Annotated in this window: 15 protein-coding genes; 6 read left to right on the top strand and 9 right to left on the bottom strand. The window is 40.7% G+C overall.

The window, feature by feature from the left end:
• Window positions 1-26: 26 nt before the first annotated feature.
• Window positions 27-677 carry a TetR/AcrR family transcriptional regulator gene (locus M1D52_RS08370; RefSeq protein ID WP_013667855.1) on the bottom strand — a complete coding sequence of 217 codons (651 nt, stop codon included), beginning with the start codon at window positions 675-677 and terminating at the stop codon, window positions 27-29.
• Window positions 678-1,010: 333 nt separating this feature from the next.
• Between M1D52_RS08370 and M1D52_RS08365 the strand changes: the two genes are divergently transcribed.
• A complete protein-coding gene (locus M1D52_RS08365; RefSeq protein ID WP_289552018.1) occupies window positions 1,011-3,065 on the top strand; it encodes a M13 family metallopeptidase in 2,055 nt (684 codons plus the stop codon).
• Window positions 3,066-3,143: 78 nt separating this feature from the next.
• Here the strand turns inward: M1D52_RS08365 and M1D52_RS08360 are convergent, their stop codons facing one another.
• Window positions 3,144-4,223 carry a PLP-dependent cysteine synthase family protein gene (locus tag M1D52_RS08360; protein WP_289552019.1) on the bottom strand — a complete coding sequence of 360 codons (1,080 nt, stop codon included), beginning with the start codon at window positions 4,221-4,223 and terminating at the stop codon, window positions 3,144-3,146.
• Between the two features lie 370 nt (window positions 4,224-4,593).
• Between M1D52_RS08360 and M1D52_RS08355 the strand changes: the two genes are divergently transcribed.
• The 3 genes from M1D52_RS08355 to M1D52_RS08345 all read left to right on the top strand — a co-directional run bounded on the left by M1D52_RS08355 (window position 4,594) and on the right by M1D52_RS08345 (window position 6,729).
• A complete protein-coding gene (locus M1D52_RS08355; protein ID WP_437365730.1) occupies window positions 4,594-5,619 on the top strand; it encodes a sensor histidine kinase in 1,026 nt (341 codons plus the stop codon).
• On the top strand, window positions 5,616-6,323 hold the full coding sequence (locus M1D52_RS08350) for a LytR/AlgR family response regulator transcription factor (protein WP_013667859.1): 708 nt from the start codon (window positions 5,616-5,618) through the stop codon (window positions 6,321-6,323). The genes M1D52_RS08355 and M1D52_RS08350 overlap by 4 nt, the downstream gene beginning before the upstream one ends.
• 157 nt (window positions 6,324-6,480) lie before the next feature.
• Entirely contained in the window at window positions 6,481-6,729 is a 249-nt protein-coding gene (locus tag M1D52_RS08345; protein ID WP_013667860.1) for a hypothetical protein, read from the top strand.
• Between the two features lie 85 nt (window positions 6,730-6,814).
• Here the strand turns inward: M1D52_RS08345 and M1D52_RS08340 are convergent, their stop codons facing one another.
• From M1D52_RS08340 to M1D52_RS08325, 4 genes are all read right to left on the bottom strand, one after another.
• The gene (locus tag M1D52_RS08340) at window positions 6,815-7,909 is read right to left on the bottom strand and encodes a phytase (protein WP_437392193.1); all 1,095 of its coding nucleotides are present in this window, start codon (window positions 7,907-7,909) and stop codon (window positions 6,815-6,817) included.
• A gap of 317 nt (window positions 7,910-8,226) precedes the next feature.
• Window positions 8,227-9,861, bottom strand: coding sequence for a tetratricopeptide repeat protein (locus tag M1D52_RS08335; protein WP_437392191.1), 1,635 nt, complete (start codon window positions 9,859-9,861; stop codon window positions 8,227-8,229).
• A gap of 159 nt (window positions 9,862-10,020) precedes the next feature.
• Window positions 10,021-12,849 carry a TonB-dependent receptor gene (locus tag M1D52_RS08330; RefSeq protein ID WP_437392189.1) on the bottom strand — a complete coding sequence of 943 codons (2,829 nt, stop codon included), beginning with the start codon at window positions 12,847-12,849 and terminating at the stop codon, window positions 10,021-10,023.
• 323 nt (window positions 12,850-13,172) lie between these two features.
• Complete coding sequence (locus M1D52_RS08325; RefSeq protein WP_013667864.1) at window positions 13,173-14,054, bottom strand: hypothetical protein; 882 nt, start codon at window positions 14,052-14,054, stop codon at window positions 13,173-13,175.
• A gap of 73 nt (window positions 14,055-14,127) precedes the next feature.
• On the opposite strand from M1D52_RS08325, the gene M1D52_RS08320 reads away from it, so the two are divergent.
• Window positions 14,128-15,465: an MBL fold metallo-hydrolase gene (locus tag M1D52_RS08320; protein ID WP_437392188.1), complete on the top strand. Its 1,338-nt coding sequence runs from the start codon at window positions 14,128-14,130 to the stop codon at window positions 15,463-15,465.
• Window positions 15,466-15,505: 40 nt separating this feature from the next.
• Window positions 15,506-16,195 carry a tRNA (5-methylaminomethyl-2-thiouridine)(34)-methyltransferase MnmD gene (mnmD, locus tag M1D52_RS08315; RefSeq protein WP_437365719.1) on the top strand — a complete coding sequence of 230 codons (690 nt, stop codon included), beginning with the start codon at window positions 15,506-15,508 and terminating at the stop codon, window positions 16,193-16,195.
• Between the two features lie 84 nt (window positions 16,196-16,279).
• Here mnmD and M1D52_RS08310 read toward each other — a convergent pair whose 3' ends face one another.
• The 3 genes from M1D52_RS08310 to proS form a co-directional block, all read right to left on the bottom strand.
• Complete coding sequence (locus tag M1D52_RS08310; RefSeq protein ID WP_013667867.1) at window positions 16,280-17,146, bottom strand: TIGR02757 family protein; 867 nt, start codon at window positions 17,144-17,146, stop codon at window positions 16,280-16,282.
• A 73-nt stretch (window positions 17,147-17,219) separates the two neighbouring features.
• Window positions 17,220-18,359, bottom strand: coding sequence for a cystathionine gamma-synthase (locus tag M1D52_RS08305; RefSeq protein ID WP_013667868.1), 1,140 nt, complete (start codon window positions 18,357-18,359; stop codon window positions 17,220-17,222).
• 112 nt (window positions 18,360-18,471) lie between these two features.
• Window positions 18,472-19,944 carry a proline--tRNA ligase gene (gene proS, locus M1D52_RS08300; protein WP_437365715.1) on the bottom strand — a complete coding sequence of 491 codons (1,473 nt, stop codon included), beginning with the start codon at window positions 19,942-19,944 and terminating at the stop codon, window positions 18,472-18,474.
• Window positions 19,945-19,963 lie beyond the last annotated feature (19 nt).

The following is a 19,963-nucleotide window of genomic DNA, read 5'->3' as shown; positions in this document are numbered from 1 at the left end:
ACAGTGTTCTTTAATGAATAAAAAAATTAACCTTTTATCTGTTCCAGAAATTTAATATAACTATCAAAAGCGCAATCAAGAATTTGAGTCCCCTCCTTTAGCTCAATCAAATGCTTCTCAACGACATGGGTGATATGCCCGTGCATATTAAGCGCACACAAACCGTGCACGGTCGACCAAACCAACAAGGAAAACATTTTAGTGTCATGTCCCTTAAAATAACCGGATCGTTGACATTCAGCGATCGTATAAACCAGAAAGTTAAAAGCCTCTACACCATCGTCCCACTGCTCTGCCTCGCTACCGCAAATTTTCTGAAGATATTCCAAAGGCTCCTTCATGATGAACATAAGTTCATAAAATTCACGATTTTCCATGGAAAACTGCAAATAGGTTCGCCCCATCGCTTTCAAGCGCTCAAATGGGTCATCCACGTTACTAAGGGCAGAAAATTTAGTGCGCAACACCTTGAATCCCTCCTTCTGTAACGTATAGATAATATCGTTTTTATCTTTATAATAAAGATAAATGGTAGTCGGACTGAACTCAATGGCTGATGCTATTTTCCGGATAGAAGTAGCTTCATAACCTTCTTTCAAAAACAACACTTTCGCAGCGTCTAAAATACGCTGACGCAAATCTTCTTTATGCCTCTCTTTGCGTTCCTTTATTCCCATTTTTTATACCTCAAGCAAATAACACAGCAAACATAGTTAACAGTGTTAATATTTCCAAATTTATTTTGTAATCAGCTCTTAGATGTTAGTCAAGAGGTGTCATTAATTAGCTTGCGGCAGACACCGAAACCTCTCCGTCTTATAATATTGTTACACCAATCCATATATATTCAAAAACAAAAATTTTACCTTCGTTCAAAAAAATTGGCCGACTAACAAATCGGTATTTGTTCAAATAAGCAATAAACATTTGGGCATCTATAAAAAAGAATTGTTTATTTTTAACTTAATGATTCAATTTGCCAAATTTCTACAACAAATAATTTAACACACATGAAGTATTATTCCCCTTTACTTTACTGCAGTCTGGCCTTTGCTGTCTTTCAAGGCTGCTCGCAAGCTGAAAAGAGCACAACACTCACTAATACTCCTGAGAAACTAATCGATCCTGCCAATATGGACACAACTTTTAAACCGGGAGATGATTTTTTTCATTATGCAAGCGGCGTCTGGCTGAAAAACAATCCAGTACCGGCCAAAGAAACGCGTTGGGGTAGCTTCAACCAACTACGAGATTTTAACGCAAAAGCAGTAAAGAGCATTTTGGAAGAGGTTTCCACAAAAAAAGATGCAAAAACAGGTAGCGTAGAACAACGCGTGGGGGATTTTTTCTCGAGTGCGATGGATAGCGTTGGAATCGATGCTGCGGGCAAAGAACCAATTAAAGATGATTTAACGCGCATCAACAGTATAAAGGATATCGATGGCGTTGTCAAAGAAATTGCATTTCAGCGAACTATTGGAATTGGTTCCCCTCTTTATAATTTTTACGTCGATCAAGACGAAAAAAATACAGCAGCCAACATTGCGCAATTTGGTCAAGGTGGACTCACACTCCCTGATCGCGACTATTATCTAGTTAATAACACGAGAAATCGTGATATTAAACAAGCCTACGAAACTTATGTTCAGCAGCTATTTACCCTGGCAGGAACTAACGACACGGAAACGGTTAAAAAGTTTGAACAAATATGGAATATAGAAGCTGCTCTCGCGAAAGCCGAATGGAGTCGGGAGGATATGCGAGATCCCTACAGAACCTACAACAAACTTACATTAGCCGACTTAAAGAAGAACGCTCCCCAACTCAATTGGGAGACGACTTTTAGTACGCTAAAGATTGAGGATGCAGACAGCGTAATAGTCAACAATCCTTCATTTTTCGTCGAGGCATCTAAGCTACTTGCAAAAAAATCGGTTGACGAATGGAAAACATATTTGCAATGGAATATGCTTAAAACTGCAGCACCACACTTAAGCACGCCTTTTGTCAAAGCTAATTTTGCTTTCACACAGGCCCTGACAGGTCAGAAAGAGATGACACCCCGTTGGCAACGCAGTTTTGAAGTGATTGATCGTTCCATCGGTGACTTATTAGGCCAATTATATGTAGCCAAATATTTCAAACCTGATGCAAAAAAACGAATGGTTGAATTGGTAAAGAACTTATCGGAAACTTACGAGGAACGAATCAAGACACTGGACTGGATGAGTGAAACGACCAAGAAAAAGGCCATTGAAAAACTACAGGCCTTCACACCCAAAATCGGCTATCCCGATAAATGGGAAACCTATGACGGTTTGGAAATAAAGAAGGATGATTATTATGGAAATATCCGCCGTGCCAAGATATGGAACTATAACGACATGGTGGACCAGTTAGGCAAACCGGTAGACAGAACACGTTGGGGTATGACACCGCCGACTGTGAATGCCTATTACAATCCGGCAAACAATGAAATTGCTTTCCCAGCCGGTATTTTACAATTTCCGTTTTTTGACTTTTCGGCAGATGATGCAGTTAATTATGGTGGGATCGGCGCCGTCATCGGTCATGAGATGACGCATGGCTTTGACGATCAGGGAAGGCAATACGCTGCCGATGGTAACTTAAAAGACTGGTGGACAAAAGAAGATGCGGATAATTTCAAAAAATTGGCGAATAAGGTGGTGGAGCAATACAATGGCTACACCGTTCTTGATACACTTCATGTAAAGGGCAAGCTCACCTTGGGAGAAAATCTGGCGGATTTGGGCGGTTTGGCCATGGCCTATGCAGCATTCAAAAAGACTCCTCAAGGGCAATCCAACGAAAAGATTGATGGCTTTACCCCTGATCAGCGTTTCTTTTTATCATGGGCTCAGGTATGGCGTATGAATACTACACCTGAAACAGCCGCTCAATTGATTTTGGTGGATCCCCATGCACCTGCTACAGCACGGACAATCGGCCCCCTAGTTAATATGGATGCTTGGTATAAAGCCTTTAATGTAAAAGAAGGCGATAAGCTATACAAACCGGAGAATGAACGAATCAGGGTTTGGTAGAAAGGTATAAAGCGTAGGGTATAGGGTATAAGGGGGCGGCATACCTTATACCCTATACCTAAAACCTTACCTTAAATCTCAATAAGCTCCAAACATAGGTTCTTTTAAACGACAGATAGGATGATATTCTTTAAAGTCAACTGCCATAGCGATATATCCGTCTCTTACGGGTTCTTCTCTAACCAAATCGGTGCTTAAGTACTTTTTATTGTCATCACATAGCAAAGTAACAACAACTGCATCTTCCCCCAATTCTTCCTTCAGCTTAATGGCTCCAATCACATTAGCACCCGAGGAGATTCCTACGGCCAATCCTAACTGTTCGGCCAATTTTTGGGCCATCAAAATAGCATCACCATCATTCGCCCGAACTACCTTGTCCAATTGATCTAACTGAACAATGGCAGGTATAAATTCATCAGATATCCCTTGTATCCGGTGCGAGCCAACTTTAAATCCTGTAGATAGCGTAGGACTTTCGGCCGGTTCCAAAGGATGAATCCGAACTTGGGGATGTACACTGCGTAAATAACTTCCTACACCCATGACTGTCCCACCGGTGCCGACTCCGGCAACAAAAGCATCTGGCTGTAGGCCTTTGCTTTTTAATTGTTCCCAAATTTCACGTCCTGTTGTTCGTTCATGTGCTTCACAATTATACCTGTTTTCAAATTGGCGAGGTAAAAACACACCGCCTCTCTCAGCCATCTCTTCACTCATTTTAATACTTCCCAAAAAGCCACCCTCCTCTTTACTAACCAACACAATCTCGGCTCCCATGCTTTTTATGATGTCAATACGTTCGCGACTAAGCCAGTTAGGCATGATAATTTTAACCGGGTGCCCAAGCGTCCTGCCAATCGCTGAAAAGGCTATTCCCGTATTTCCACTCGTTGCTTCAACGATGGTGTCAGTTGGTTTTATTTGACACCCTAAATAAGCTTTATACATAATATATAAAGCCATCCGGTCTTTAATACTTCCGGTTAGATTATAATGTTCGCACTTGACGTAAATCTTATTGGCTTTTCCAAGATATTTGTAATGTAATTCCAGCATCGGCGTATTACCTACTAAATGCCATAAATGCTTGAATCGACTATCCAATTCAGGCGATAGGCAAGCGCTTAATACCTCTTCTTTTGAAATAAAGTTCATTGTATTCAATTTATTGGTTGATAAAAAAATTGCCCTATATTCTTTAGAAAATTCTATATAGACTTAGTAGACAAAGGGTTATTTTTTTTAGCGAAGTATTTTATTGGTTAAATTAACTCCACACTTATTAAGACAAAGGCTGAGCGCCGATATTAGCAGCAAAGGTAGTCTTTTTTATATAAACAATGAAATTCCCTTAATTACGATCGCAATCGGCATAAGCAAGTACGTTGATTTTATGTTTTGTCTACACAAATGCCTGAATCGTCGTCCATAACAACCTTATTGTATATAGTAGCGAACAACCGATTGCACAAGCAAATCTATTTCCTTACTTTCATTTAAAACTTGATAAAGAAGCATTGTTAGCATGTTAACATCCTTATCCTTCAAGCAAGTCCATGTGGCTCTTCATATTTTTATATGGAGCGTCCTATTGCTTTTGCCCTATCTTATCGGATCTGCTGACAATAATTATCAAATTGGTGCTATACCCGGTTGGCTCTTTACACTAACAGGCATAATACATGCCGCCATATTTTATGGAAATGCCTATTTTCTTTATCCAAAGCTATTCAATAAACGATTCTGGTGGTTATATATAGTTGGTAGCCTCTTGTTAATTTTCGTTTCTCTCCGATTAAAGCATTGGCTGCTTTTAAACTTTTTTGCTGAAATTCCCCGTAGTCCTTTGGTTTATAGATTCCTCTTCGCTCCTTCCATTCTTGTCTTTGTCATAAGTTTTGTTTACCGTATGGTGTTAAACAGGATTCGAGCAGAACGATTGCAAAAAGAACGGCTAGCGGTTCAATTACAGGCCGAACTTAAATTTCTCCGCACGCAAATCAGTCCGCATTTCCTTTTCAACGTATTGACCAACATGGTGTCCCTTGCCCGAAAAAAATCTGATAAATTAGAAGAATCCCTTATTATGTTGTCAGGTATAATGCGTTACATGCTTTACGACACAGAAGGCAAAAAAGTCGCTTTAATCAAGGAAATTGAATATTTAGAAAATTACATTCAGCTGCAAGCCTTGCGATTTGGGCAAGAAGTCAGGATAATCAGCCAGCTGTCAAGGCCAGCCGAGGACAAGCAATATGTTATTGAACCCATGTTGCTTATACCATTTGTTGAAAATGCTTTTAAACACGGTGTTACCCACTTGGAAGCTCCACAAATCCATATCTCTTTGACAGTAAAGGATGACGTGCTCTTTTTTGAAGTTCGAAATCACTATCAAAGCCAGCATAAAACCGTCCATGAACGATCAAGTGGTATAGGACTGGAGAACACGAAACAGCGTTTAGAACTTTTATATAAAGAGAAATACGCATTAAAAACCAATGCAGACAATAATCTGTTTTGCATACAACTTACACTTAAACTAATATGATGAGGTGTTTAATTGTAGATGATGAAGTATTGGTGCGAGAGCTAATGGAAGATAATATTCGGCAAGTACCCTTTCTAAATTTAATAAAATCCTGTAGAAATGCGCTGGAAGCGGCAGCTGTATTGCACCAAGAACCGATCGATCTGATTTTTCTGGATATACAAATGCCGCAAATAAGTGGCCTGGAATTTCTGCAGACACTCAAAAAACCACCATTGATCATCTTGGTTACCGCTTATGAACAATATGCGTTAGAAGGTTTTAATCTACAGGTGGTAGACTATCTCTTAAAGCCCTTTGGCTTTAAGAGATTTTTAAAAGCTTGCAATCGCGCACAGGACTTGTTCGCCATGCAAACCGCCGTAACACCAAAAAAGGAGGAGACGGATCACTTCTTCGTTCATGTTGAGTATACTTTAGTTAAGATTTTGATAAACGAAATAGACTATGTGGAAGGGCTTAAGGACTATATTAAAATTCACTTATCCTCTACATCCAAACCCGTGTTGACGCGCATGACCATGAAATCGATAGAAGAACGATTACAGCCTTTTTCTTTTATACGTACACATAAATCTTACCTTGTTGCTGCAAATAAAATCACGACCATTAAACGTGATTTCGTATGCATTCGAGACCAAGAAATCCCGATTGGCGAATCTTTCAAGGAACGGGTTAATCAATTATTGAATCTCGGAAGTTAAATTTTTGCTGTTTGTCGATACATATGCTATCCTGGTCTACTTTCCTAAAATACTAAAATCAAAGCCACTAATTTTAAATCAGTAAGGCAAAAAACTGCATCAAAAAGGAAATTTGGTGAAAGCCTTATGAGAAGGTTTAATTTTAAAATTTGGTATTATGTTAGTCTTCATTGCAATTCGGATACTTTTTGTAGCCTGCATGATTTTTATAATCGGCTACATTTATGGGGGATTTTCCCGCAAGCCTGTGTTGGCGACCATTTCGAAAGTCGCTGCAATTCTCGTTATTTTTCTTTTTATAGCAGCCAATATTTTCGCTTTCCAATGGCGAGGCAATAGGCTTTTTGGGAAACACGTACATCATTGCGATCAGATTGAATACAGGCAAGATAAAGAAGAACGTTAATTTACTGGAGTGGGTTTTGACAATGCCGTCTGCACAAGTTGCGCAGACGGCGTTTTGTTATTACGAAACAATGATAAACAATCCTTTATTTTTTCGAGATAATTCGCTCGTTTACTTTTCTCCAATCAAAGACATGAAAGGTTCGGTTGGTACTCATAGCCACCAAAATCCCTTCAGGAAATTGCGCTCCTAAATTTACGGAACTAGCGTCGGCTCCATCCGTCTCCATTGCACTAACAGGAATTTCAGCTAATAAAGGATATTCGTTTTTATTGGCTTTAGTTCCTTCCCGAGGATAAACCATAAAGGTATGCGAGCCTTGGTTAGACACGAGAATATAACCGGTTTCAGCCCCCGTTTTGTAAATAGCAATTCCTTCATGATCCTTTGAAAAACCACTTTGTCCGAAAAGAGCTAGTTCTTCATTATTATTTACCGCAGGATCAGCCATATATTTCCGAATCCCCGTTTGTTCATCGGAATAATAGATATAGCCCAGTTCGTTATCGACCGCAATGGCTTCAATTTCCTTCTTGCCACTATACTTCCCAAATTTCCGTACAAGGTCACCGCTGACAGATCCGGCTCCATTGTCTCTTAACCGATATTGCCATAAATAACCCGCTGCCGGGCCCGATTTTCTGCCTACCACCGCAAATACTTGCTTGTCTCTCGGCCGCGTATACAAAGCAATGCCCATTGGAGCTCGCTCCTCTTCACCTACAAATACATCTATTCCGCCGTTATCCACGGGACTTAAATCAGGCAGCGTAAAAACTCGTATTTTATTTGTCTCACGCTCAGTCAACACCGCAATGTCCACACTTTTCCCGTTCAATTGAAAACCGTAAGCAATATCAACGTTATTCGGCCTTTTAATCCCCTCTACTCTTTTGACAATTTTCCCCTGCAGATCAAAAGCATAGAGAGCTCCATCACTATCTTTATCCGTTCCGATAATTAGGCTTTTTTCCACCTGTGCTGAATTAATCCAAATGGCTGGATCATCACTATCATGTTTAACCTTTTCGGTAATGACCGTTGCAACTAATGTATCTGTTGGGTGATCCAATGGTTGAGTTGATTTACTATCATTTTTATTGCTAGCCGATTGACAACCAAAAGCCAGTACAGTAGCCATAAACGCTAAAACGAAGTATACTTTATTTCTTTTGTTCATTATTCTTTTTCTCACAAAAATGCCTTTATTGACTGAATTAAATCAATTTTCAAGCGTTACAAATAGTGAACATGATTAAAATAAAGGCAACAATTTGTAACAATACGTCCTAAATTTAGATTATGCCCGCCTCTTCTCTGTTATTGAAATAGTATTAATGATGCATTTATAGAGTTTTAACAAAGGGTTAATAAGGATGTTACCCTTATTAACCCTTTGTCAACACCTTATTAACCCCTTATCAACCCTTTGTTAATGGTAACAATAGTATCAAGTATTCGAGTGGAAAGCCTAATTAAACCATAAACAAGAACGCTTTATATAGCTTGAAGAAATGCCGTTAAACTCTTGCCCGGCTCGACACCTAATTTTTTACGAAGACGATACCTGGATACACGAAGACTGTCTGTAGAGATACCCAAGAGGGCAGCCATGTCCGGTGTATTCATGTTGAGTTTAATGAGGGAAACCAGGCGCAGATCTGCCGCAGATAAATCAGGGTTAATCTGTTGTAAATGCAGAAAGAAATCTTGATTAATTTCTTCGAATACTCTTCGGAAATCAACCCAGCTAGCTTCTTTATGAAAGCTTTGGTTAATCTTATTGAGTAATTGCCTAAGCTCTTTTTTATAGCTTCTACTATCGTTTCGAATAATTTCAGTCAAAGCCAGTTTCATTTCCTCCAGCAATTTATTTTTTTCAATTGCCTGGAGCGTATGAGACGTAATTTCTTTTGCTTTGCTTTCGATTTCGATCTGTAATTGCTCTTCCTGAAGTTTTTTATTTTGCAGCTCTACTTCCATTAAACGTTGCTTAGCCTGTAGCAGATCCGTTTCCTGATCGCGAAGCTGCCTTTCATTGCGTATTTTTTGCCGCTGGTTTCTCACCACGATTATGAATAAAAGAACCAATAAACAAGCGATAATACCAAGTGTTGCATAGATAATAATGGCCGTTCTGCGCTCCTTCGCCAATTGTGCGATGCGGGCGTCTTTACGATCAATATCGTAAAGTACCTTAAGCAGAGCAGCTTGGTTTTTACTATCTTCATTATAGATTTCGATATACAGCTTCCGACTCAACTCTAAATAGTAAAATGCACTATCCGCATTTTTCAGAAGACTATAGGTCTTCCCTAGGTCCCTATAAGCACTACTTAATCTGCTCCATGCTTTGTTTTCTTTAGCTAACTTTTCGGCCAGTCCGGTATAGATCAAGGCCTCTTGGTATTTGCCCGTCTTTCTGTTGATATCTCCTATGTTATTATAGGCATCGATTAGCATTGGAATATTACCGTTCGCTTTAAAACGATTCAATGCTTTGGTAAAGTATTGATAGGCCTCAACATACCTTCCCTTGTCTTCATAAATACTTCCTAAATTCTCGTTGATTAAAGCTATGCCGTCTAAGTCATTTATTTGCTCAAAGGCTTGCATAGCCTTTTGTTGAAAGTAAAAAGCGCTGTCGTAATCGCTACATTTTTCGTAAAGATGCCCAAGATTTCCATAAGTATTTCCTTGTCCTTTAACATCTTCTGATCTTTTATAGCTATTTAAGGCTTGGAAATAAAGGCGTTTAGCTTCTTCTCTTTGATTGTTTAAAAATAACAAGAGAGCTAAATCATTCAGGTTTGCCGCTCGTTGACTTTGGTTTCCTCGCTCCAGCAGTTTTTCTGCTTGTAGATGGTAATTTAATGACTGCGCATACAGGCCTGAGTTATAACATATCTGCCCCATCTTTTGCAAGGATAAGGCTTGTTTAAGCTTATCGTCTTGCCTTTCGGCTTGCAGATAACGTTCATTCTCTATGACTAATAAGGAATCGGAAGGTCGAATATCATACAGATCTAAATGCCCAATATCCAAAACAGCAGAAGGTGTTTGCGCTGTTAAAAAACGTGGATAGCATAATATCCAGGCAATTGCAAAGATACAGACACGAAAACGTACCATATCACAAAAATAATCGCCTGATGTTAATTTATTGTTAATTAAAATCTTATAAAGTGTTCGCTTAATAAACGAAGTTGCCGCAGTTATATACCATGACCTAGGGCTATAATAAAAAGGGCTATCTAGTGCATGACAGCCCTTTTATTTTTCTATTATTACTTACATATCAAACTTAAGACCTAGATTATAACGTGGTTTATAAAACTCATTTTGCATCGGACGATTACTGGCGCCCCAATAATAGCGTAACGATTGATTGGTCAGGTTATTAGCTTCTACAAACACGCGCATATACTTTCCGAATTTATACGAAGCATTTGCATCTAAGAAGAATTGGCTATCGTAATAAAAATCGCTAAAAGCATCGGATCCTATTTCATCGATGTAAGCAGCTGTATAATTGGCTGAGACACGCGCGGAAAAGCGTTTATTTTCCCACGATAACGAACCATTCACCATATGTGGGGCAGTTTGTGGCAAAGTCATATTACCTCTCGGATTACCATCCGCATCCGCAATACCTTTCGCTTTCGACTTGGTGTAGGTGTAGTTGGCATATACGCCAAAACCTTTCAGGAATTTACCGGGCAGGAAGTCCAATTGACGCTGAATAGCAAGCTCAAAACCATAAACATCCACATTATCGCCGTTACGATCCTGCACAAAACGCCAAGTTTCTCCTTCCGGAATTAAATTGCTTGCTCCTGGAAAATCGTTTGCAAACTGTTCTGCCGTATAATCTCTATTACTGTATTTATAAATAAAATTCTTCAAGTTTTTATAATATACGCCTCCGGAAATAATACCGACCGACTTAAAATACTTCTCCGCCATGAGATCGAAGTTCCAAGCATAAGTCGCTTTTAGATCCGGATTACCCGCCACGACAAAACCATCGTCTATGTTAGACTGTACATAAGGGGCGATCGAATAATAGTTCGGTCTGGCCAAGCTCGTTGTAACAGCACCTCTTAATACCAAGTCTTCTTGAGGAACATACTTAAAAGTTACACTCGGTAATACGTTTGTATAACTATTTTTAACAGACCTTGTACCTGCCAGTTCTTCCTCATCGGCCACCACATTTCCGGTATAGTCGATATTGGTATGTTCGATCCTTGCCCCTAAAATCATGGACAATTGACTATTGAAATCCTGATCCCAACGAATATAACCAGCGGTTATTCGTTCTTTGGCTTTATAATTTGCGGATAAATACTCATCGGGTTTATCCTCTTGCTCAAACTGAGACGCATCTGTCAAATCAAGGTTACCCAATAAATGCTTGTCGGCAAATAAACCGGGTGCATATTGGTTACCTGGTTCAAAGGCACCTGTCCAATTGACAGTTTGCACATTGCCTAAAACATCATATTGTCCGCCAAGTGGTGTGTATTCAAAGAATTCATTTCTCCGTTCCTTCTCTTTCAGACGTAAGCGGGCACCAAAACGCAAGCGACCTTTTTCACCGTCAATCAAGGAGAAAGGAACCCGAAAGTTCAGTTTTGCACCTAGTTCGGTTTCATCGGTATAATCATGATTTTCGCTGATGGCGTCAAGTTGACTTAAACCAGCATTTGGACGGTCATACACTAAATCTACCGGGCGATCATTAGAAGAGGGCACTTGTTGGATCAATAAGTCTTCTTCGCTTTCGTATTCGTAGTTAATGTATCGTTCATGTGGCCGGTCTTCACTTGCCTTCGCATAACTCACCGCCCAATCCATATCCAAGGACGAACCCAGCAGGTGATTCCCACCCAATGAATAGTTTTGCACACGTTGGTCTTCTAAGCGAGCATAATCAACGCGGTTATTACCGATGCCCCCTTTAGTTTCGCGCGAAATTTTATCGAGTTTAAAACCTCCCGCCACTCCCAGATCTTCTTCCGCCAATTCCATATCGGTTCGCACACGATATCGGTTTTCCCAGTCGTCCCGCCAATTGTACATGAGATTAGCATATAAACTATGATTCTCATTAATTTTATAATCAAAAGCTCCCGCCACACTTCTTCTAACACGGTGCACATTGTATCTTCGAATATCTTCGCGAGATAGCCACGCATTGCCATCTTTATCCTGTTCCCATTCGCCTTCAATACCTTCGGAGCCCAGTTGATTATTGTTGTAAGAGCCACTCAACACCATACCGAATTTGTTATTAGCAAAACGGTTTCCATAAACAAAAGCACCGGTATAAATGGGTGTTTGGTGTAAGGGGTTATAACCGCCTGCTAAGGTTGCTGATATCCGTTGCCCATTTGGTGAAGCCCTCGTAATCAAGTTCACCGATCCACCGATGGCATCCGCGTCCATGTCGGGCGTTAACGTTTTATTCACCTCGATGGTTGAAATCATATCCGAGGGGATTAAATCCATTTGTACCCGTCGATTGTCGCCTTCTGCCGAAGGGATCCGATCGCCATTGAGTGTCACGGAATTTAACTCCGGTGACAATCCACGCACGATAATATTACGGGCTTCTCCTTGGTCATTCTGCATGGTAATACCAGGAACGCGCCGCAAGGCGTCACCGATATTGGCATCAGGGAAACGTCCTACTTGATCAGATGAAATGATATTGGTGATATTAGATTTACTTTTTTGTTGATTAAGCGCCCTGGCCTGTCCTCGGAGACGATCACCCATAATGACTACCTCGTCCATCGTAACGGAACCGTCTTCTAACATAAAATTGACAACTGTATTTTCCCCCGCAGTTACCATGACCTGCTGCTTTGTCCTTTGATAACCCATATAAATTACTTCCATTTCATAGGTTCCTGCAGGCACATTTAAAAATTCATAGTCGCCATTTTGACCTGATATAGTATAACGGTTTCCAACATTGAGGCGTACAGTGGCTCCCGGCAAGGAAGCTCTTGTAAGCGATTCTTGCACTTTTCCGGAAATTACTCCATGCTGTTGTGCAAAAGCGATAAAGGATAAGGTCAAGAGCAAACAGCTTGTAAAAAGTTTTTTCATTTCTTTGATGGTTTAGTATTTCACTTAAGACATGACAGCTTGATATTAACATCTCACTTGTTCATGTTACAAAGTTGATGAACCTCACCATTTCCATGAAAAGGCAAACGTTACAAAATATATACCTAGCCCTTTCAACCGTTAACAGCATAGCAGCAAGCAGATAAAAACAAAGAACAAAACACTCATTAACAAACACTTACAAACAAACAAAAGAACCATTAAGTTTATGTTAAATAGAAGTTAGCTTTGGAGCAGTGAGAAGTAAGATTGAAGGTATAAGGTGGAGTATGATATCCATAAGGCTTATACATTATAGCCTATTACTTAAAGCCCGCATGCCTCTTATGAAAATAAATATGTGCGGGCAATCCAAAAGGTTTTTCACTTGTCGTATAATAACCGGACCCGTCCCGTGCAAAAGTGATTGCTTCGCCTTGCGGTTCGGGCTGATAAGGCTGCATAGTGCCTTCATGACGAAACATTTCGGGTATGGATTCACCTTGTTTACGCTTCCAATAATACACATTCAGTAGATTTTTTATCAGCACCTCCTTACCATCCGGCGAGATATCGGCACTTGTAACAAAGGTATAAGGAATGGAAATACGCTTTTTCAGGGTAATCGTATCAGTTTTCTGTGCAGGAAGTATCGCTTCATAGACACCAACATGCAGGTCGCGCTTACTTATAATATAGAGCTTTTTATCAATAGGGTCGAAAAATAGGGACTCAGCGTCTTTCGGACCGTCTTCATAGCGAAGAGTGTACGTTGTAATGGACTGTTTAGGAATGGTATCAACAACGTTGTTCTCATTAATTTTTGGCTCTTCAAACTTATGAACATAAATAGTTGAATGTTTTGCCAAATTGTCGCCAATATCGCCAACTAATAAATAAGACTTCCCGCTATCTTTCATGGCAGCCATATCTTCCCAATCACGGGCGTCAATTCCTTCTAAATAATAGGTTGTTTTATGTCTCGCCGCGCTATCCAGCAAAAACACACGGGCCTGATCACCGCTATCGTTGTGTGTCCAGAAATAGCCTGGATTATAACCACTGCAGACTAAACCCGAAGCTTCGTCGATAGCGTCATAAGTAATCTCGCCTTTATCGATTGCTTCTCCAAATTCACCTTGTTCTATGGGGCAGAATACGGTAAGAAGAAACGATATACCGATGATGTGAATAATTAAACGCATAGTAATTTATTTGACAATTAAAGGTTCCCCCTCCCTGACCATTTTTTGTACCTTTGCCCATATTTTGGTTGACATGCAGATAGAACAATTTTACGACACCGGGCTCTCCCATGCTTCTTACGCTATTGTTAGTAATAACGAAATGGTACTGGTTGATCCGGCAAGAGATCCTGAGCCGTACCTCGCCTTTGCAAGAGAAAATCATGCCAAAATTATCGGCATCATTGAAACACATCCTCATGCAGATTTTGTAAGCAGTCATTTGGAGCTTCATAAACGTACGGGAGCCGCCATATATACCAGTAAATTAGTAGAAGCGGATTATCCACATCAATCTTTTGACGAAAACGATGTGATTGAAATTGGTAGTCATACCTTAAAAGCACTTAATACTCCCGGACATTCACCCGACAGTATTTGTGTACTGTTGAGCGATCAAACCGGAAAAGAATTGGCTTTATTTACAGGTGATACCCTTTTCGTTGGAGACGTTGGACGACCTGATCTTCGCGAAAATGTTGGAAATGTAAAGGCAAAAGCGACCGAATTGGCAAAAGCCATGTATCATACCTTGCACAGCAAAATCATGAAGTTACCGGCTGACGTGGTAGTCTATCCCGCACACGGCCCTGGCTCGCTTTGTGGCAGGAGCATGAGTAAAGAGTTACAAAGCACTATTGGCAAAGAGCTCAAAGAAAACCCGGTTTTACGCCCCATGAAAGAGTCGGAATTTGTAGAATTGCTAATGGATGACCAGCCTTTTATTCCAAAGTACTTTGTCCATGATGTAGCAATCAATCGTTCGGGGGCCGACGATTTGGAAGCAAGCTTGGCACACATTATACGTATAGTGGAATCAGAAATTGAAAACACTACCGCTTTGCTCATCGATGCGCGCCCTGCACATGTATTCAGAGCCGGGCATTATCCACATGCCATTAATATTCCGGATGGCAACAAATTTGAGACCTGGGTCGGCAGTATTGTTGGGCCGGGCGAATCATTCTATTTAATTGTTGCGGAAGAACGAAACGCGGATGGTTTATTACGTAAACTGGCCAAGATCGGTTATGAGAGTCAGTGTAAAGGCTATCTCACATCAACGGAAAGCAGTAATGTAAGTCCAGCGTTCGATCTTTCTTTTTTCAAAGAAAACGAAACTGACTTTACAATTATAGACATTCGCAATGATAGCGAGCTAAAGAAGGGCAAGTTGTTTAAGGAAGCCATTCATATACCCCTGCCCCGATTACGGGAATCGCTTCAAGCAATACCGGAAGAAAAGCCGATTGTCGTACATTGCGCCGGCGGCTATCGCTCGGCTATCGGCTCGAGCATTATTGCCGCTCGTGTAGCGGTACCTGTATACGATTTAAGTACTGCTGTACATGAATTTTCTCCAATTAGCTAATTACCAAATTGGCTAATTAGCCAATAATTATAAGAAGAAGATGAACTTTGTAATAACCGCTGACGGCTCGAAAACTATTTTCCATGAAACGGTCGGAGAGCATTATCACTCCAAGCATGGAGCGGTGCAGGAAAGCAGGCATGTATTTCTTCAATCCGGGTTACAATACCTCCTCCAACAGGGGTTAACTTCACAAAATGAGAAAGTATCGATTCTAGAGGTAGGATTCGGAACAGGTCTTAATTTTTTGTTGACCGCGGATTATTGCTTGAAACAAAACATTAAATTAACCTATACCGGTATTGAAGCCTATCCACTCGAAGTTGAGGTGATTGCACAAACGGGTTATGACAAAGAAGTAGATGCTACTCTTTGGCATTCATTCTTGGAGCATTATGGCCAGGCTCTGTCCAATCCGCAATGTTTAGTGAACGAAATAGACTTAACGATTGCCCATCAAGAAGTACTTAGCTTCAACAGCAAACAACGTGTTGACGTACTTTATTTTGATGCCTTCGCTGCGATTCATCAGCCGGAAATGTGGACATTGGAAACGCTTGAACATGCATGTTCCTTTCTAAAACCGGGAGGCGTATTTGTAACCTATGCTATTACAGGCAACCTAAAACGTACGATGAAAAGTCTGGGATTTTCCATAGAAAAAGCACCCGGAGCACCGGGAAAGCGGGAGATGTTAAGGGCTGTTAAAATTAGCCAATGTGATGATTAGCCAATGTGATGATTGGATAAAGTGGGTCATAAAAATCCTCACACAAACGGATTTAAGTAATCGGCTAATCAAACAATTAGCTAATTAAATTTCCCCTTCAACCCCCAGCCCGAATAAAGCAAAGTCGTATTTCACGGGATCGTTGGCATCTAGTAGTCGAAGGTTGTCTGTTAGTTCAACAGCCGTATTCCAATCCGTCTGTTTACGCGTAATTAAACCTAAATGCCTGGCAACCCGTTCAACATGAACATCGCAGGGACAAATTAACTCGCTCATTCTTATTCGCTTCCAAATACCGAAATCCACTCCTCGAAGATCATTGCGAACCATCCAGCGTAAAAACATATTAAGGCGTTTACAAGTTGACTTTTGAGCCGGTGAACTGATATGTTTTCGTGTGCGGGTAGGGTAATCCGGTAAACTAAAAAAATATGCCCGAAAACGATTCAATGCATCTTCAACCTTTAAATTCGGACGTATAAGCTCAGTTTGATAACACACATTACTGCTCATCTCTTGACTTGATACAGCTTCTTCCTGCCCTTCCATTAAAAAGTCTTCCCTAAACTCGCTCGACATCGATGAAGGCAAAAACGCATCCTCCAGGGAGTTAAAACGTTCATAATGCGCTCTGAAAAAGCTGACGAAATACAGCAAGTCGGTATCATTAAAAGTTCGATGCTTGAAGCCCAACAAGCCTTTCAAATCATCTGGTTCATGTCCTATAATAAACGCATAAGGCTTTCCATCCATTCTGTCAATTAGTTCGCGGCATTTATTGATAATGGTTTTCCGTTGTCCCCAAGCTAATACCGCTGCGAAAAAGCCCATGATTTCCACATCCTGCTTTACTGAAAATTGATGCGGAATGCAGATCGGATCATTTTCAATAAATCCAGGCTGATTATATTGTTCAACCTTACGATCGAGGAAGTCTTTTATATTTAGCATAACCAATTAGCCAATATGCTAATTAGTGAATTAGCTAATGATTGGCTAATTCACTAATCAGCTAATTGATACATTACCCCAACGCTTGCTCCAAATCTTTCAAAAGGTCTTCAATATCTTCGACACCAACACTAATGCGGATTAGATTATCAACAACTCCGACTTTTTCTCTAATTTCTTTTGGAATAGAGCCGTGGGTCATGGTAGCGGGATGGTTGATCAAAGATTCGACACCTCCCAACGATTCGGCTAAAGAAAAAACTTTAAACGAGGAAGCTACTTTGAAGGTATCCTGTAGGGAGGCGTCCTTTAAAACAATGGAAATCATACCACCGAAATCGCGCATCTGTTTTTTAGCTACTTCATGATTTGGGTGGTCTTCAAAACCCGGCCAATATACCTTTTCAATTCTTGGATGATTCCGTAAGAATTGGGCTATCTGCCTACCATTCTCACAATGAGCTTTCATACGAAGATGAAGCGTTTTTATACCGCGAAGAGCCAGGAAACTATCTTGAGGCCCCGGTGTACCGCCACATGCGTTATAATAAAAGAACAATTGCTTATACAATTCTTCATTATTGGTGACTAAAGCGCCCATCACCACATCGCTATGTCCGGCTATATATTTCGTAACTGAATGCATTACAATATCTGCGCCTAAATCGATCGGATTTTGTAAATAAGGCGAAGCAAAGGTATTGTCCACTACATATAGAACGCCAGCCTCTTTTGCAATGAGTCCTACCGCTTCAATATCAACAATTTGCATCGTTGGATTCGTAGGAGTTTCAATCCAGATCAGCTTTGTTCGATCGTTTAAATAAGACCGGATAGTTTCAGGCCGCGTGAAGTCAACAAAATGGAACTTAATACCAAACTTCTCAAACACTTTTGTAAAGATCCGATACGAACCGCCGTATAAATCATTACCCGTAATAACCTCGTCCCCTGGCTTTAGCAAGCGTAGCACCGTATCGGTAGCGGCCATACCACTGGAGAAAGCCAAACCATATTTAGCATTTTCCAAGGCTGCAATACATTCCTCCAGTGCTTTGCGCGTCGGATTGGTACCTCGCGAGTATTCATAACCTTTATGCTCCCCAGGCGATTGTTGCCAGTACGTCGATGTCTGATAAATCGGCGTCATCACCGCTCCGGTTGTCGGATCGGGATGCTGCCCTGCATGTATAGCTTTTGTTGCGAATTTCATAAATTTCGTTGTTAGTTGTTAGTTGTTAGTTATTGACTATGAACAAGAACTAATAACTAATAACCAATTATCGATTATGACTAAGAACCAGTAACCGATAACTAATAACCAATTAATAAGCCTTAGCAAACAACACCCGTTGTTTTGATGGTTTGCCCGTAAATATACACGTTCCTTCTTCCTCTTTATTATTAAGAGGAATACAGCGGATGGTCGCTTTGGTTTCCTCCTTCACTCTTTTCTCTGTTTCTACTGTACCATCCCAATGGGCCGAGATAAAGCCGCCCTCCCCTTCTAGCACCTTTTTAAATTCTTCATAAGAATTTACTTCGGTAATGTGTGCATCGCGGTAAGTTAGTGCTTTTTGGTAGATATTCTCCTGTATAGTAATTAATAATTGTTCGATGGCTTCCGCTAATCCTGTTTGCGGAACCGTTTCTTTGCTTTGCGTATCCCTTCTTGCCAGCTCCACAGTTCCATTTTGCAAATCACGAGCTCCTATCGCTACACGGACCGGCACTCCTTTAAGCTCCCATTCGGCAAATTTGAATCCGGGACGTTGCGTATCACGGTCGTCATATTTGACGGAAATCCCCTTTTGCTTCAACTGTGCTATTAAGTTATCGGCAAGTGCGCCTATCTGCCGGCTCTCTTCTTCTGTTTTATAAATCGGTACAATAACTACCTGGATAGGCGCTAATTTAGGAGGCAAAACCAATCCAGCATCATCCGAGTGGGCCATAATTAAAGCACCCATCAAGCGGGTAGATACCCCCCAAGAGGTTGCCCATACATAATCCAGCTTGCCTTCTTTCGACGTAAATTTAACGTCAAAGGCCTTTGCAAAATTCTGCCCTAAAAAGTGGGAGGTGCCTGCCTGTAAAGCTTTACCATCTTGCATAAGCGCCTCGATGCAATAGGTATCTAAAGCTCCCGCAAAACGTTCGTTTTCCGTTTTTCTTCCACGAACCACAGGTAAAGCCATCCATTCTTCGGCAAAAGTAGCGTATACATTCAGCATACGTTCTGTTTCTTCCACAGCTTCCTCGCTTGTGGCATGCGCCGTATGCCCTTCTTGCCATAAAAATTCAGCTGTTCTCAAAAATAGACGCGTGCGCATCTCCCAACGTACGACATTGGCCCATTGATTGACCAAGATGGGTAAATCGCGATAAGACTGTATCCAGCCTTTGTAAGTATTCCATATAATGGTTTCCGAGGTTGGTCTTACAATTAACTCTTCCTCTAATTTTGCCTCTTCGTCAACAATGATTTGTCCATTTCCATCATTTTTAAGACGGTAGTGTGTCACAACGGCACACTCTGTGGCAAAACCTTCCACGTGAGAAGCCTCTTTTGAAAAAAATGACTTTGGTATGAAGAGCGGAAAATAGGCGTTGCTGTGGCCGGTGTCTTTAAACATTTGGTCAAGTGCCGCTTGCATTTTTTCCCATATAGCGTATCCATAGGGCTTAATAACCATACATCCACGTACGGCGGAATGTTCTGCTAAATCGGCTTTACTTACTAATTCATTATACCATTGCGAATAGTCTTCATTTCTGCTAGTTATACCTTTACTCATTGTTGTATGTTTGGAATAA

It is taken from the genome of Olivibacter sp. SA151 (genome assembly GCF_054130995.1).
Note: the sequence above shows the minus strand (reverse complement) of the source record. Positions and strands in the feature narration are given on the sequence as shown.